Consider the following 14,681-nt stretch of genomic DNA (forward strand, 5'->3'; position numbering starts at 1 on the left):
TCGAAATGGCTAAAAACAAAATCATCGTCGTAGGCGGCGGGCTGGCCGGCCTGATGGCAACCATCAAGGCGGCCGAAGCCGGCATGCACGTCGATTTGTTCTCCCTGGTGCCTGTGAAGCGTTCCCACTCGGTATGCGCACAAGGCGGCATCAATGGAGCGGTTAATACGAAAGGTGAGGGTGACTCCCCTTGGGAGCACTTTGATGATACAGTTTACGGAGGCGACTTCCTCGCGAACCAGCCGCCGGTCAAGGCGATGTGTGAAGCTGCGCCGGGCATTATCCACCTGATGGACCGGATGGGGGTTATGTTTAACCGGACACCGGAAGGACTGCTCGATTTCCGCCGTTTCGGCGGCACGAAGCATCACCGTACGGCGTTTGCCGGCGCGACAACAGGGCAGCAGCTGCTGTACGCTCTGGACGAGCAGGTTCGCCGCTGGGAGACAGCGGGACTAGTGAAGAAGTATGAGCACTGGGAATTCCTCGGCGCCGTGATTGACGATGAAGGTATATGCCGCGGGATTACAGGCCAGGATCTGCGCTCAATGGAAATTCACACGATTGCAGCTGACGCGGTTATTCTGGCAACAGGCGGGCCTGGTATTATTTTCGGTAAATCGACTAACTCAGTCATTAATACAGGTACAGCAGCAAGTGCTGTATATCAGCAGGGCGTCTATTATGCGAATGGCGAGTTCATCCAGATTCATCCGACCGCGATACCGGGCGACGACAAGCTGCGCCTGATGTCCGAGTCGGCTCGCGGTGAGGGCGGCCGGGTATGGACGTATAAGGACGGCAAGCCATGGTATTTCCTCGAAGAGAAATATCCGGCATACGGAAACCTGGTGCCGCGTGATATCGCAACACGTGAAATTTTTGATGTGTGCGTTAATCAGAAGCTTGGCATTAACGGCGAGAATATGGTTTATCTGGACCTGTCGCATAAAGATCCCAAGGAGCTTGATATTAAGCTCGGGGGCATCATCGAGATTTATGAGAAATTCATGGGTGACGATCCGCGTAAAATTCCGATGAAGATTTTCCCGGCAGTCCACTATTCGATGGGCGGCATGTGGGTCGATTATAATCAGATGACTAACATCCCGGGACTGTTCGCAGCAGGAGAGTGCGAGTACCAGTTCCATGGTGCCAACCGTCTTGGCGCGAACTCACTGGTCTCCGCTATCTACGGCGGGATGTTGGCCGGTCCTAAGGCTGTTGAGTACATCCGCGGGCTGGATAAGACAGTTGAAGATGTCTCCTCTTCGGTCTATGACCGTGAGCAGAAGCGCCTGTCCGCAAACTATGAGTCCCTGCTCAAGATGGACGGAACAGAGAACGCTTATGTGCTTCACAAGGAGCTTGGCGAATGGATGACGAACAATATGACGGTTGTCCGTTACAATGACAAGCTGGAAGAGACGATCGGCAAGATCAAGGAATTGAAGCAGCGTTACCAGAATATCAATATTCACGATACATCCCGCTGGAACAACGCAGGCGTGGCCTTTACCCGTCAGCTGTGGAACATGCTGGAGCTTGCGGAAGCGATGACGCTGGGCGCTCTGCTGCGGAATGAAAGCCGCGGTGCGCATTACAAGCCGGACTTCCCAGAGCGTGATGACGAGAATTTCATGAAGACAACCAAAGCGAAATGGACGCCTGACGGCCCGCAAATTTCGTATGAAGATATTGATGCGTCGCTTATTCCGCCGCGTAAACGCGATTACTCGACAGACAAGAAGAAAGGAGAATAACGATGGCGCAAACAACAACAGCAGCAAAGACAATCAAGCTGGTAGTCACGCGTCAGGATTCACCGGAAACCAAGCCATATGAAGAAACCTTCGAGATTCCGTACCGTCCGAATATGAACGTTATCAGCGCGTTAATGGAAATCCAGCGGACCCCGAAGAACGCGGAAGGCAAGGAAACCTCTCCGGTATGCTGGGAATCGAATTGTCTGGAAGAAGTATGCGGCGCCTGTTCGATGAACATTAACGGCAAGCCCCGTCAGGCCTGCACGGCCCTGGTTGATAAGCTGGAGCAGCCGATCCGGCTGGAGCCAATGCGAACATTCCCGGTTGTACGTGACCTGGTCATTAACCGTGAGCGCATGTTCACCGCTTTGAAGCGGGTAAAAGCATGGATTCCAATCGACGGTACCTACGATCTTGGACCAGGCCCGCGTATGGCTGAGACCAAACGTCAGTGGGCGTATGAGCTATCCAAATGTATGACATGCGGTGTATGCCTTGAATCGTGCCCGAATGTGAATGACCGGAACAGCTTCATCGGTCCGGCGGCATTGTCGCAGGTACGTCTGTTCAACGCTCATCCGACAGGTGAGATGAACAAGGAAGAGCGTCTGGAAACCTTGATGGATGACGGCGGCATTGAAGGCTGCGGCAACTCGCAGAACTGTGTTCGCGCATGCCCGAAGGGTATCCCGCTTACAACCTCCATCGCAGCGCTGAATAAAGATACAAGCAAGCATATGTTTAAGAAATGGTTAGGCATGTAAAATCATAACAGGTTAAAGCAAGAGGCGCCCGGATTTCCGGGCGCCTCTTGCTTTTGCTGCGGTAATCAAGCTATCACAGCGAGTCATGAATGTCTGAACACAGAAGAAGACCGCCCAAGCACACTCAGGTGTACAGGCAGTCTTCTTATTGACACAGGCTGTAGGGAGAAGGGAATGAGACGCTTACATCCATTGCTCGCCCCATTGTTGAATAGACTGAATAACGGGTTCAAGGCCGCGTCCCTTCTCAGTCAGCTCGTATTCAATTCGAACCGGCATTTCAGGGTATACGTTCCGTTTGACGATACCTAGCAATTCAAGCTCCTTCATACGGTCGGTCAGCATCTTGTCGCTCATCTCCGGAATCTGTTCCTTTATTTCCTTGAACCGCTTAGGTCCGCCGAGTAGAACACGGATGATAAGACCCGTCCACTTTTTCCCGAGCAGTTCGGCTGCGGATTCGTATTTTGGGCACATTCTTGAGTAGTCCACAGATTCTCACCCCACTTTATATGTTCTATTGTACCACGATGGCTGCTAAAAGGTAAGAGTGCAGTTAACAAATTTTACTTAACTAAATATAAACTATATACTTGACTTAAGTAAGTGACTAAAGTATGATGTGATTATCCAAAAGGGAACAAAACAAATTAGTGAGGGAGAGATTGGGTATGATGGATACAGGGTTGTTGATTATTCGGGTTATTATCGGTTTATTATTTGTGGGTCATGGTGCGCAGAAGCTGTTCGGCTGGTTTGGCGGCTATGGCATTAAAGGCACCGGCGGATGGTTTGAATCCATCGGCATGAAGCCGGGAGCGGCCATGGCAGTAGCGGCTGGCCTGTCTGAGCTGATTGGCGGGCTGCTGTTCGGATTTGGATGGTTGATGCCGGTAGCTGCCGTTCTGATTGGCGGAGCCATGGTTGTCTCCATTGCTAAGGTCCACGGTCCTAACGGTCTCTGGGCAACTCAGAATGGTTATGAGTACAATCTGGTACTTCTGGCTGTTGTGGTTGGTTTGGCTTTGACCGGTGCAGGTGATCTGGCTCTGGATGCGGTGCTTCGTTAACAATTAGCCATACAGTCAACCCCCTTGCTCCTCACGCATGATATGCGAAAGGTGCAAGGGGGTTTGCGTTTTCTTGTTAGGTTGGCTGTATAAGTCATACCTGTCAGCTCTGGAATATGCGGATAAGTAAAATGCCAGCCATCGTGAAGCAGAGCGCTGCGGTTTGGAGAGCAGTCAGCCGTTCGCGAAGCAGCACTATGGCTCCAAGAGCGACGACCAGGCTGTTGGTGGCAAAGATGGGTGCTGCTATATTGGCTTTGCCTGTCGCCAGAGCATTCGCATACAGCTGCAGTCCGGCATAGGAGAAGATGCCGCTTGCAAGCCCCCAGTACATGCCGGTCCACCGGCGGCCTGTCCTAAGATTTTGTGCAGCGGCTGCCTCGGGCACCGCCCGGTGTTCCCGTATGACATAAGGGAGGAACCACAACGCTGACAGCGCATAGCCGACCAGCAGGATCGGCGTGCTGTTTAGGCCCATCTCCTCTGTAACCTTCAGGCCGCCGTTGCGCAGGGTGAACAGGACGATGCCTGCAGCGACATAGAAGAACCACCGCTTGTCTGATAATGTCAGCTTCTCTCTCCGTCTCACTGAGAGCAGGACGACAGCGGCAAGCAGCAGTATAATACCGCAAAGCTCTCCAGGTCCAAGCGGCTCACGATAATAGAAAGTGGAGAATAGTACAACCACCGCGATGTTCATGTTGGTTAGCGGGGCAGTCAAGCTAGCAGGGCCATATTCAAGCGCCTTCATAAACACCAGATTTCCCCATGCGGAGCCGGCGCCAATGATTAGCGAGGCGGCCCAGAACCGCCAATCGTCCGAGAATACTGGCCCGCCCGTAACGGCCATATGCAGGGCAAAGCCCAGTGTGCCGGATAAATATAGACCGAGCAGCAGCTGGTTCATCGATCCTCTCATCGTCTGGCTCAGCTTCATCCCAAGCCCTGCAAAGCCAAACAGAATGGCGCTGCCTGCGGCTGTTAGAATCCACATGCTGTCGATAGTTCCTTCGTGCGATATAAATAATGGTTTCCGTGCATAAATAAAGTGCCTCCCGGGGGTAACCGGCAGAATATGCTGCCGTTGATTAATATGGTAATACTTGTATAGCTATGTAACACAATTGAAATGTTCCTGTTACCCGCATTTCACACAGGTGGGCTATTATAATAAACAAGACCCCCTTTTTTATATAAGACACTTGGGACCCGGCCGATGCGGCAGGGTCCACTTTTTTTGTGTATGAGTATAGGAGAGTTAACAGAGGATCACAGCGGGACAATAACGGGCTGCTTGCCACGGTAGAATACCCACTGGGTAAACCCGATTTCCTTCAGTCTGCTGCGAACAAGCTCCCACTCGTCCCCAACGCGTTCTGGAATGTGGGCGTCTGAACCGAAGGTGACTTGAACACCAAAGTGAAGGGCTCTCTCCAGCATATCATCGGATGGATACCAGCCGCCGACATCCTTCGTCTTGCCCGATGTGTTAATTTCAATAGCTATACCGCACTCGCCGATGGTCCGCAGAGCATTATCGACGGCCTCATCTGCCTTAATAAAGGAAAAGGCCGGATAATATCCCTTCATGGCATCAATATGCCCGAGCACCTGGAACATGCCGCTGCGTGCAGATTGAGCGATTAAGTCATAGTAATGCTTCTTCTCCTCGATTTGCTCTGCATCCGTAAGCTTCTTCCAACGGTTGCGGTTGAAGATGCTTACCCCGCGGGTCTGGTGTACAGAGCCGATAATATAGTCGAAGGGATAACGTGCATAGGCTTCCTTATAAGCATCTACCTGATCGGGGAAAAAGTCGGACTCCACGCCGAGCAAGATTTCGATCCTGTCCCTGTACTGCTCCTTAAGGCGAAGCACTTCTTCTACATAGCGGGGGAATTCACTGCGCGCCATCGCGATTCCCGGTTGAGGGCGATCATCCTTGTGGGCGAAGTACGGCGAGTGATCCGATATTCCAATTACCTGCAGCCCGGCCTTAATTGCCGCTTGAACATAATCTTCAATGGTGCCCTCGGCATGACCGCAGCGGAGATGGTGGGTATGCAGATCAAATTTCATGTTCATCGCGCCTCCTTGAATATGTAGTCATACGGCAGCTTACCCTCCCACAGCAGGTCGGGAGGGTAAGCTTGCGCTATTCGCTGCTTATAAAATGGTCCTCCGGCATGCCTTTCAAGTCGCTCAGAAACTGCTGCATGGCAGAGTTGAGGTAACGCCCTGATTTGTATACTACACCGACCGGATGACTGAGCTCCAGCTCATTGACCTTGATCATCCGCAGCGTGCCGAGCCGGAGCTCATTGGCGATGGACTGCTTGGAGACAATAGCTGCCCCGAGGTTGATTTCCGCCATTCGCTTGACCTCCTCGCTGCTCGAGAGCTCCATCACGATGTTGGGCTCGATGCCATACTGCTTGAACAGCCGGTCCACGAATCGTCTGCCGAGTGTATCGGGGGAGAGCATAATGAACGGAATGTCCTTTAGTTTATCCACGGTGATATGTTTCAGTCCGCTGAGCGGATGGTCGGGTGCAACAACGAGCTCGAATGTATCGTAGTAGAGCACAGAAGTGAGCAGGTTTGGATTGCGCTCAGATAAGTAGGTGATCCCTATGTCCAGTGAACCGCTCTCTACACTCGCCATAACCTGTGAAGACGGCATGGTATGGATAGTTGTCTTAATCATTGGAAATTGATCCTGGAAGTACGATAATACCCGAGGCAGGATTTGAATAGCGATGGATGAAGTGGTACCGAGAACGATATGGCCCTGCGGTGTATCATTCAGATCTGAAAGCTTCTGCTTGAGCTCTTCGACAATAGCTAGAATGCGCTCGGCATGCTCCAGAAAAACCTGCCCTCTGTCCGTTAAGGTCACCGGTTGGTTCCGGTCAATGAGAACCGTCTTGAATTCATCCTCAAGACTCTTGATCTGGGCTGAGACAGCGGGCTGTGTAAGATTAAGCAGCTCCCCCGCCTTACGGAAGCTCATCGTCTTCGAGATCGTTAGAAGCGTTTCCAATTGGCTGATATTCATGTACACCCCTCCTTCGGTCCGCAGTGCGGTATTCGCTCCGATCGGCATACTTCTTCTATTATATTTCATTCTGTTTGCTGCGGCAATTTCGTGAGAAAAAAGCACGAGCAGGCTGCCTGCTCCCAAACCGGTTTGCAGGCTGCCTGCTCGTCATGTGCCGCCCATAGCTACTTCAATCCCTTAGCTTCCTTCAGAAGACGGAGAATGTCATCTGTAAGATCGCCGAACAGCGGTCCATTGTTAAATTGATGAAAGTTGATTTCCTGGCCGATCAGATTCAGCTCCACCAGAACCGGCCTTGCTTCTGGATCAATGGCAATGTCCCAGGAGACAAGGTCAAAATATGGAAGCTGTTCATGAAGGTCAAAGACATGCTGAACGGCCTGTTCATATTGCGGTATAACCGTATTGCCGAATACGGCACCTGTGTAGGGATGGGCATGGTGCTTGTGTCCGTACTTGTCAATGGCGAAGGTGTTCAGCCGGCCATCCGGGCGAACGCTGCATGAGACGCCGCCTGCAGCCTGGTTGTCGACGACACTTCCTTGATTGCCGAAGCGCGCCAGGGTGGAGAGCAGGTGAATACGCCCGCCCAGCCGGAGAGTCAGGATGCGGAGCGTATTAACGGCATTCGGGTAGATTCCGTTCAGCACTTCATGCTGCTCCAGCTTGTCTTGAACGATAAAGTCTTTGCCATAATAGTCGGCCACCTGCTGGAATGAAGCCGGCATGTCCCGGAAGCGGATACGGCCCTGCTCGATGTAGAGGGCCTCCACACCCTTGCCCCCGCCGCTTTCAATACTCGGCTTGATGAAGAACATCCCGCTCCGTGCCAGCAGATGTTTCTCCGCATCGCCAAAGGTAAGCGGGGTATCTGCGCCGTCCGAGTAATAACCGTTTCTGTTCTTAAGAATCGTCTCGGGTGAAAGGTAGCCGCTCAATATCCGTCCATAGCTGTTCTTATCTACGTACGCCTTGAAGAGCTCACGCCTGTTGAGTTTGGGCTCGATCTCAATATAATAGATATCCTCGGGAATATACCGTTCGTCGAACACGCCGTTAACACTGGCATAAGCCTGGTGCCATGCTTTATTGATTTTGCTTCCATAATGCGATTCCCAGTATTGGTCAATACGCTGGCTGTACTCCTGCTGCATCGTGCCGACGTTCCCGTTGGAACGGCAAATGGATGCAATTTTATTCTTGTATTTGGCGCGTTTCATGGCGGTCCGAATCGTCTTTCCGCTTCTGCGTACTGTCCGCATGACGGTTTGTGCAATCATGGTTGTGCTCCTCCCGTATGGACCTGATTTGGTGGAAAAAGATGAGTATTTGTAGTGTTTTGTCCCATTTTTTGGTCAGATATATTATAGTGGCGCCATTTTTAATGAACAAGGGTCCTATTTTGTCGATACCACACTTCTTTTGCAGAAGCTGGTCGAATCAACCTGTTTTACAAAATAGATAAAAAGGATTGCAGGAAAAGCCGTCGAAATGTCAAATTACCGCTTGCAGACAGACAGCTGCCCGCAGGGCGGCTGCAAGACGAATAGGAGGGACTTAATAGAAGTGAATAAACAGGCGGTACGTTCCTGGATTATGTATGACTGGGCAAACTCGGCTTATGCGACCACGATGATCGCGGCCGTCATGCCCATCTACTACGAGAAGGTCGCAGCCTCGACGCTGCCGGGCAATATGCCTCAAAATTACTGGGGCTTCACCCAGACCATTGCTATGCTGTTCGTTGCACTGCTGTCACCGGTTCTCGGTGCCATGTCAGATCACAGCGGTTTGAAAGTTAGGTTCCTGGCAGGCTTCACCATACTTGGTGCAATTTCCGCATCGGCTATGGGCCTTGTAGGAGAGGGAGGGTGGCAGCTTGCATCCATCCTGGTTGTGCTCGGCACAATCGGTTTTTCCGTAGGCAACACGTTTTATGATGCTCTTCTGACAGACCTGGTTCCGCTGGAGAAGAGAGATTATGTGAGCTCGCAGGGCTACGCAATGGGGTACATCGGGGGCGGGGTGCTGCTGGCGCTCAACCTGCTGATGATTAACAATCCGTCACTCTTTGGCTTCCCTGGAGAAACCGAAGCAACGCGGGCAGTATTTGTTACCGTGGGTATATGGTGGATACTGTTTTCCATACCTTTGTTCCGTCATGTGAAGGACCGGCCGCGCGGGGCGAATATGAAACTGTCCGCAATTGTCGGCACCAGCTTCTCCAATATGGGAAGAACCTTCCGCGGCATCCGCCGGTATCCGCAGCTGCTGAAATATATGCTGTCTTACTGGTTCTTCAATGACGGCATTAACACAATCATTATTATGGCGACCATCTACGGAAGCGGAATCGGCATTGGAACCAGCGATCTAATCCTGGCGCTTCTAATTACACAGTTTGTCGGGTTTCCAAGCACGCTGCTGTTCGGAAAATTTGCCGTTCGCTCCGGTGCCAAGCGGGCGCTGTATACCTCGCTCTCGGTCTACGTCGTTATTGTCATTCTCGGATATTTTATGACCTCAGCCGTTCACTTTTACATTTTGGCTACGCTGGTCGGTCTGGTTCAGGGGGGGAGCCAGGCGCTTGCACGGTCGCTGTACGCAAATCTTGTGCCGCCATCGCGGTCGGCGGAGTTTTTTGGCTTTCTCAGTCTCTCCAGCAAATTCTCTTCTGTTGCCGGTCCGTTCGTATTCTCAGTAACAGGCACCATTACCGGATCGAGCAGGCTGGCCATCATTTCGCTCCTCGCGTTCTTTCTCATCGGAATGCTGCTGCTTGCGAGGGTCGATTTCACCAGGGGGCGTATTGAGGCGCTCGCAGAGGAACCGCGTTGAAGCAGTAACCTCCTTATAAATAGAAAGAAGGACGGTCCGGCTGGACCGCCCTTCTTTCTATTTATAAATGATTCGCACAAGCTGCAGCAGCTGCCGCAACACCGGCTACAGCCAGTCTTTCTTGCGGAAGATATAGAACATCCCGAATCCGACGACAACCATGAAGGTCAGCAGTATAAGAGAGCCGCCCTTCGTATGCAACCCTGGAATGTAGTCGAAATTCATGCCGTATATACCGGTGATGAAGGTCAGCGGCATGAAGATTGTGGTCAGTGCGGTGAAGACGCGCATAATTTCATTGGCCCGTCCGGCGATGCTGGACTGGTACGCTTCCCTTAAGTTGGCCATCAGATCACGGTAGGTGTCGAAGGTCTCGCTGACCTTGACGGCATTCTCGTAGATATCGCGAAAATATTTTTGCAGCTCGGGGTCGATCAGCTTGAGCTCCCGTTTGTTGAGGGTGCCGATTACTTCCCGCTGCGGGCCGAGGACCCGCTTCAGCCACAGGATCTCACTTCGCAGACCGATGATTTCGGTCAGATGCGATTTCTTCGTATGCATGAGGATATCCTCCTCAAGCTTCTCGATCCGGTCTTCGATCCGGTCGCCTACTATAAAGTAGTTATCAACGACAAGGTCGGTGAGATAATACAGGAACCGGTCGGGACTGCTGACCCTCTCTTCTAGCAGCAGTGGCTTCAGGGAGCGCAGCTCATTTATTTTTTGCTTGGTAACCGTAATAATATAACCTTTACCGAGGAATATGTTCAATGAACGGAGAAAAATCTCTTCGTCATCAAACCGGATGCTGTTAACAACAATAAAGTAATGGCCTTCATGAACTTCTATCTTAGGCCGCTGCTCCTCATCGTTGAGACAGTCCTCAACCTCCAGGTCATGAAGCCCGAAGATCGGCTGCAGCACCTCAAGATCCTCCAGATCGGCATCAATCCAGTAGAAGCCTTCTGCAGGCGGCTTCATTGCGGTCCGGACATCGTCCAGAACCGTGAATACACCATTGTTAACCAGACGGATTTTCATCCGCGCTCACTCCTTTCATCCGCTCGTTCCCATTGGAACGGAGGACACCGGCAGGAGGCGGCAGTACGGCACTACACGAAGCTGCGCTTACAAGGGTGAAAGGGCAGGTGCGCATATGCCGGCATGCGGCAGCCCGGACGGTGTCCGGTCGTCGACTCTGGCGTGGGAACTGGCCCAGATCCGTCGCCTTCCATATGTTGCAAGCACCCCTTTGTCATGTAGTAGTACGGACGCCTGGTTACAAGCGTCAATCCTTGTCTAGTATACTCTCAGCCCTCTTGACATTCAAGCAAAAATAAGGTTCCGGACCTTATGCCATCGTATGCGGTTTTAGCCCGTCTGTGCCAGTACGAAAAGCGTATTGATCCGCGATTTTGCATACGGGGGCAGCCAGGTTCTTGACGGAGGGAGGGGAATGCGGTACATTTAATGAAGTACGCAATTGAATAGTATTTCTTTCTTATCAAGAGCAGGCGGAGGGACTAGCCCTATGAAGCCCGGCAACCGGCGAACAGCACGGTGCTAATTCTTGCGGAAACATAGGTTTCTGAGAGATGAGAGAGGCGCATGATGCAACCATTCGAGCCCTTTCTCTGCAGAGAAAGGGCTTTAATTCATGCCTTCGCTCCGACCTGAGGTACCAGAGACAGAGTCTACTACTAAGGAGTGATTTAGAAATGCCCATCAAAATACCGGACAGTTTGCCGGCCAAAGAAATACTCATGAACGAGAATATCTTCGTCATGGATGAGACAATCGCCTATCATCAGGATATCCGTCCATTGCGTATAGGAATATTGAACCTTATGCCAACCAAGGAGACGACCGAGACCCAGCTGCTGAGGCTGATCGGCAACACGCCGCTCCAGGTTGAGGCCGTGCTCATCCATCCGAAAACTCATACATCGAAGAATACATCCTCTGAGCATCTCGAATCGTTTTATAAAACCTTCGATGAAATCGCTCATCAATATTTTGACGGCTTCATCATTACGGGTGCTCCAGTTGAGCATCTGCCGTTCGAGGAGGTTACGTACTGGGAAGAGCTGAAGGATATTATGGACTGGACACGCCGCCATGTTACCTCAACGTTCCATATATGCTGGGGATCGCAGGCGGGCCTGTATCATCACTTCGGCGTGCCGAAATATAACCTCGATGAGAAGATCTTCGGTGTCTTCCCGCACACGATTACCAAACGCAACGTGCCGCTCCTTCGGGGCTTCGACGAGCAGTTCTATGTACCGCAGTCCAGGCACACGGATGTCAGACGCGAAGACATCGAAGCGCATCCGGAACTGGAGATCTGGTCTGAGTCTGATGATGCCGGCGTCTATATTGCGGCGACGAAGGACGGCAAGCAGATTTTTGTAACCGGGCATTCCGAATATGATCCGTATACGCTGAAGTGGGAGTATGACCGCGACAAGGCAAAGGGGCTGCGCGTCAGCCTTCCTAAGAACTATTTTCCAGGCGACGACCCTACCTGTGTGCCGCTGTCATCCTGGCGGGCGCATGCCAACCTGCTGTTCTCCAACTGGTTGAATTACTATGTCTACCAGCAAACCCCATATGATCTCGGTGCAGGCATCTAGCTTGCGCTAATCCATATAGAAGAGAAGGAGTTATCCGACTATGAAAATCGAAAGCCGTCTGGCTCAAATCGGCTCCGTACAGGAACCTGTTACAGGTGCTGTAAGCTTCCCGATCTACCCGGCAACCGCATTCCGCCATCCAAGGCTTGGTGAAAGCACAGGCTTTGATTACGCCCGTACGAAGAGCCCGACACGGAAGGTGCTTGAGGATGCAGCCGCTGAGCTTGAGAGCGGTGATGCGGGCTTTGCGTGCAGCTCAGGTATGGCAGCACTGCAGACCGTATTTGCGCTGTTCAGCCAAGGCGACCACCTGCTCGTGTCTCTGGATCTCTACGGCGGTACCTATCGCCTGCTTGAGCAGATAATGTCCCGCTTCGGCGTAACGGCTTCTTATGTGGATACGAATGATATCGATGCACTTGAGTCGCAGCGGAATCCGAATACGAAGGCGGTTCTGATTGAAACGCCGACGAACCCGCTAATGATGATTACTGATGTGGCCCGTGTCAGCGAATGGGCGAAGAGCAAGAACCTTCTGGTTATTGTTGACAATACGCTTCTGACACCGTTCTTCCAGCGTCCGATTGAGCTCGGGGCAGACATCGTCGTTCACAGCGCGACCAAATATCTGGGCGGACACAATGATGTGTTGGCAGGATTGATTGTAACCAAGGGCAAAGAGCTGTCCGAGCAGATGTTTATCCTGCATAATTCCATTGGTGCTGTGCTGGGCGCACAGGACTCCTGGCTGCTGATGCGCGGCATGAAGACACTGGCCCTGCGGATGGAGCGCCACCAGTATAATGCCACACGAATTGCGAATTATCTGCTCGAGCATCCGGCCATCGCGGAGGTGTTCTATCCGGCGCTGCCGCAGCATCCCGGACATGAAATTCAGAACCGGCAGTCTTCGGGCAATACCGGCATATTCTCCTTCCGTGTTAAGGATGCGCGCTATGTAGAGCCGATTCTTCGGCATATTAGGCTGATCGCTTTTGCGGAAAGCCTTGGCGGCGTGGAGTCACTGATGACTTATCCGGCTGTTCAGACCCATGCGGATATTCCAGAGGAGATCCGCCGCCGTGTTGGCGTAGATGACCGCCTGCTCCGTTTCTCAGTTGGAATTGAGCATGCAGATGATTTAATAGAGGACTTAAGACAGGCTTTGGAAGCTGCACAATCGGAAATCGGGGAGTGATAGCGAAGTGGGAGAGCAGCCAGTTAACGGACAAGGCGGTGCAGGAAGCGAAGGCGCGAACAGGAAGTTTGCGACCAGACTGATCCATTTTGGCGGAGAAATTGATAAGGCAACGGGCGCATCAAGCGTTCCGATCTATCAGGCATCTACCTTTCACCATCATGATATCTTTAATCCGCCGGAGTATGATTACAGCCGGTCGGGCAATCCGACACGGCAGGCGCTGGAAGATTATATTGCGCAGCTTGAAGGCGGGGCGCGAGGCTTTGCATTCTCATCGGGAATGTCAGCTATATCGACAGCCTGCCTGATGCTGTCAGCCGGGGATCATATGATCGTGACAGAGGACGTATACGGGGGTACATATCGGCTCTTGACGTCCATTCTCAGCAGGCTTGGCATTGAGGCGACATTCGTCGACATGACGGACTTCGAAGCTGTCAAGGCTGCCCGCAAAGATAATACGAAGGCTGTCTTCATGGAAACGCCGTCCAACCCTACGCTGAAAATAACTGATATAGCAGAGATTGCTGCATGGGCAAAGGAAAATGAACTGCTGACCTTGCTGGATAACACGTTCATGACGCCATACCATCAGCGGCCGATCGAGCTTGGCGTCGATATTGTGCTGCACAGTGCAACCAAGTTTCTCGGCGGGCACAGTGATGTTCTTGCAGGCCTGGCTGTTGCGGCTACCGACAGTCTTGGACGCCGGCTCAAGCAGCTTCAGAACGGACTTGGCACGGTGCTTGGCGCACAGGAGAGCTGGCTCTTAATGCGCGGCATGAAGACGCTGCAGGCACGGATGGAGCACAGTGAGCGCGGGGCTCGCAAGCTGGCTGAATGGCTGTCTGCGCAGCCGGAGGTCAGTGCGGTCTATTACCCGGGCCTTGACGGTCATCCGCGTCGCGAGGTGCATGAGAAGCAGTCGAAGGGCTATGGCGCTGTCGTCTCATTTGATGTCGGCAGCGGAGACCGGGCCAAGACGCTACTGAGCAGGGTGCGGCTGCCGCTGGTAGCCGTCAGCCTTGGGGCAGTGGAGAGCATCCTCTCTTATCCGGCCATGATGTCGCACGCGGCGATGCCGCAGCAGGTCCGCCACGAGCGTGGAATAACGGACGGGCTGCTCCGCTATTCGGTGGGCCTGGAGGATATCGACGATCTGATCGCAGACCTGGAGCAGGCGCTGCGTTCCTGATTGCTCATAATGGTGAACAAGCGGTGATTCCCGGGTAGATGACGGGGGTCACCGTTTGTGTTACCATCAGTAGTATGTAACAGGATTGGCCGTGCGGATTACGATGCGCATCGGCCTTATTAAGCGGTTCCGCCGGATAGGCGGGATGAG

Annotated in this window: 13 protein-coding genes and 1 riboswitch; of the genes, 7 read left to right on the forward strand and 6 right to left on the reverse strand. The window is 52.5% G+C overall.

Annotated elements, in window-relative coordinates:
- The first annotated feature begins 5 nt into the window (after nt 1-5).
- Nucleotides 6-1,763, forward strand: coding sequence for a succinate dehydrogenase flavoprotein subunit (gene sdhA / locus L1N82_RS09280; RefSeq protein WP_235287101.1), 1,758 nt, complete (start codon nt 6-8; stop codon nt 1,761-1,763).
- A 2-nt stretch (nt 1,764-1,765) separates the two neighbouring features.
- Complete coding sequence (gene sdhB / locus L1N82_RS09285) at nt 1,766-2,530, forward strand: succinate dehydrogenase iron-sulfur subunit (protein WP_235287102.1); 765 nt, start codon at nt 1,766-1,768, stop codon at nt 2,528-2,530.
- Nucleotides 2,531-2,713: 183 nt separating this feature from the next.
- Here the strand turns inward: sdhB and L1N82_RS09290 are convergent, their stop codons facing one another.
- Nucleotides 2,714-3,022 carry a winged helix-turn-helix transcriptional regulator gene (locus tag L1N82_RS09290; protein WP_111148105.1) on the reverse strand — a complete coding sequence of 103 codons (309 nt, stop codon included), beginning with the start codon at nt 3,020-3,022 and terminating at the stop codon, nt 2,714-2,716.
- 179 nt (nt 3,023-3,201) lie between these two features.
- Here L1N82_RS09290 and L1N82_RS09295 point away from each other — a divergent pair, with 179 nt between their 5' ends.
- Complete coding sequence (locus L1N82_RS09295; RefSeq protein ID WP_235287103.1) at nt 3,202-3,600, forward strand: DoxX family protein; 399 nt, start codon at nt 3,202-3,204, stop codon at nt 3,598-3,600.
- A gap of 103 nt (nt 3,601-3,703) precedes the next feature.
- Here L1N82_RS09295 and L1N82_RS09300 read toward each other — a convergent pair whose 3' ends face one another.
- From L1N82_RS09300 to L1N82_RS09315, 4 genes are all read right to left on the reverse strand, one after another.
- A complete protein-coding gene (locus L1N82_RS09300) occupies nt 3,704-4,594 on the reverse strand; it encodes a DMT family transporter (protein ID WP_235287104.1) in 891 nt (296 codons plus the stop codon).
- 275 nt (nt 4,595-4,869) lie between these two features.
- A complete protein-coding gene (locus L1N82_RS09305; protein WP_235287105.1) occupies nt 4,870-5,679 on the reverse strand; it encodes a histidinol-phosphatase in 810 nt (269 codons plus the stop codon).
- Between the two features lie 76 nt (nt 5,680-5,755).
- Complete coding sequence (locus L1N82_RS09310; protein WP_235287106.1) at nt 5,756-6,658, reverse strand: LysR family transcriptional regulator; 903 nt, start codon at nt 6,656-6,658, stop codon at nt 5,756-5,758.
- Between the two features lie 167 nt (nt 6,659-6,825).
- Entirely contained in the window at nt 6,826-7,941 is a 1,116-nt protein-coding gene (locus L1N82_RS09315; RefSeq protein WP_235287107.1) for a sugar-transfer associated ATP-grasp domain-containing protein, read from the reverse strand.
- Nucleotides 7,942-8,227: 286 nt separating this feature from the next.
- On the opposite strand from L1N82_RS09315, the gene L1N82_RS09320 reads away from it, so the two are divergent.
- Nucleotides 8,228-9,499, forward strand: a complete 1,272-nt coding sequence (locus L1N82_RS09320; RefSeq protein WP_235287108.1) for an MFS transporter — start codon at nt 8,228-8,230, stop codon at nt 9,497-9,499.
- 105 nt (nt 9,500-9,604) lie between these two features.
- Here L1N82_RS09320 and corA read toward each other — a convergent pair whose 3' ends face one another.
- The gene (gene corA / locus L1N82_RS09325; RefSeq protein ID WP_235287109.1) at nt 9,605-10,540 is read right to left on the reverse strand and encodes a magnesium/cobalt transporter CorA; all 936 of its coding nucleotides are present in this window, start codon (nt 10,538-10,540) and stop codon (nt 9,605-9,607) included.
- 457 nt (nt 10,541-10,997) lie between these two features.
- Nucleotides 10,998-11,101: riboswitch (SAM riboswitch) on the forward strand.
- A 116-nt stretch (nt 11,102-11,217) separates the two neighbouring features.
- Between corA and metA the strand changes: the two genes are divergently transcribed.
- From metA to L1N82_RS09340, 3 genes are read left to right on the forward strand one after another with little or no spacing between them, the layout of a single operon-like run.
- Nucleotides 11,218-12,135, forward strand: coding sequence for a homoserine O-acetyltransferase MetA (metA, locus tag L1N82_RS09330; protein ID WP_235287110.1), 918 nt, complete (start codon nt 11,218-11,220; stop codon nt 12,133-12,135).
- Between the two features lie 40 nt (nt 12,136-12,175).
- Complete coding sequence (locus tag L1N82_RS09335; protein WP_235287111.1) at nt 12,176-13,333, forward strand: PLP-dependent transferase; 1,158 nt, start codon at nt 12,176-12,178, stop codon at nt 13,331-13,333.
- A gap of 7 nt (nt 13,334-13,340) precedes the next feature.
- Nucleotides 13,341-14,531: a trans-sulfuration enzyme family protein gene (locus L1N82_RS09340; protein ID WP_235287112.1), complete on the forward strand. Its 1,191-nt coding sequence runs from the start codon at nt 13,341-13,343 to the stop codon at nt 14,529-14,531.
- Nucleotides 14,532-14,681: the final 150 nt, after the last annotated feature.

The sequence above is a fragment of the Paenibacillus tarimensis genome (genome assembly GCF_021532315.1).
GTDB classification, from domain to species: Bacteria; Bacillota; Bacilli; order Paenibacillales; family Paenibacillaceae; genus Paenibacillus_I; species Paenibacillus_I tarimensis.

Coding starts and splice junctions, on each gene's coding strand:
- sdhA (WP_235287101.1), top strand. CDS start 6: ATGGCTAAAAACAAAATCATCGTCGTAGGCGGCGGGCTGGCCGGCCTG.
- sdhB (WP_235287102.1), top strand. CDS start 1,766: ATGGCGCAAACAACAACAGCAGCAAAGACAATCAAGCTGGTAGTCACG.
- L1N82_RS09295 (WP_235287103.1), top strand. CDS start 3,202: ATGATGGATACAGGGTTGTTGATTATTCGGGTTATTATCGGTTTATTA.
- L1N82_RS09300 (WP_235287104.1), bottom strand. CDS start 4,594: ATGTGGATTCTAACAGCCGCAGGCAGCGCCATTCTGTTTGGCTTTGCA.
- L1N82_RS09305 (WP_235287105.1), bottom strand. CDS start 5,679: ATGAAATTTGATCTGCATACCCACCATCTCCGCTGCGGTCATGCCGAG.
- L1N82_RS09310 (WP_235287106.1), bottom strand. CDS start 6,658: ATGAATATCAGCCAATTGGAAACGCTTCTAACGATCTCGAAGACGATG.
- L1N82_RS09315 (WP_235287107.1), bottom strand. CDS start 7,941: ATGATTGCACAAACCGTCATGCGGACAGTACGCAGAAGCGGAAAGACG.
- corA (WP_235287109.1), bottom strand. CDS start 10,540: ATGAAAATCCGTCTGGTTAACAATGGTGTATTCACGGTTCTGGACGAT.
- metA (WP_235287110.1), top strand. CDS start 11,218: ATGCCCATCAAAATACCGGACAGTTTGCCGGCCAAAGAAATACTCATG.
- L1N82_RS09335 (WP_235287111.1), top strand. CDS start 12,176: ATGAAAATCGAAAGCCGTCTGGCTCAAATCGGCTCCGTACAGGAACCT.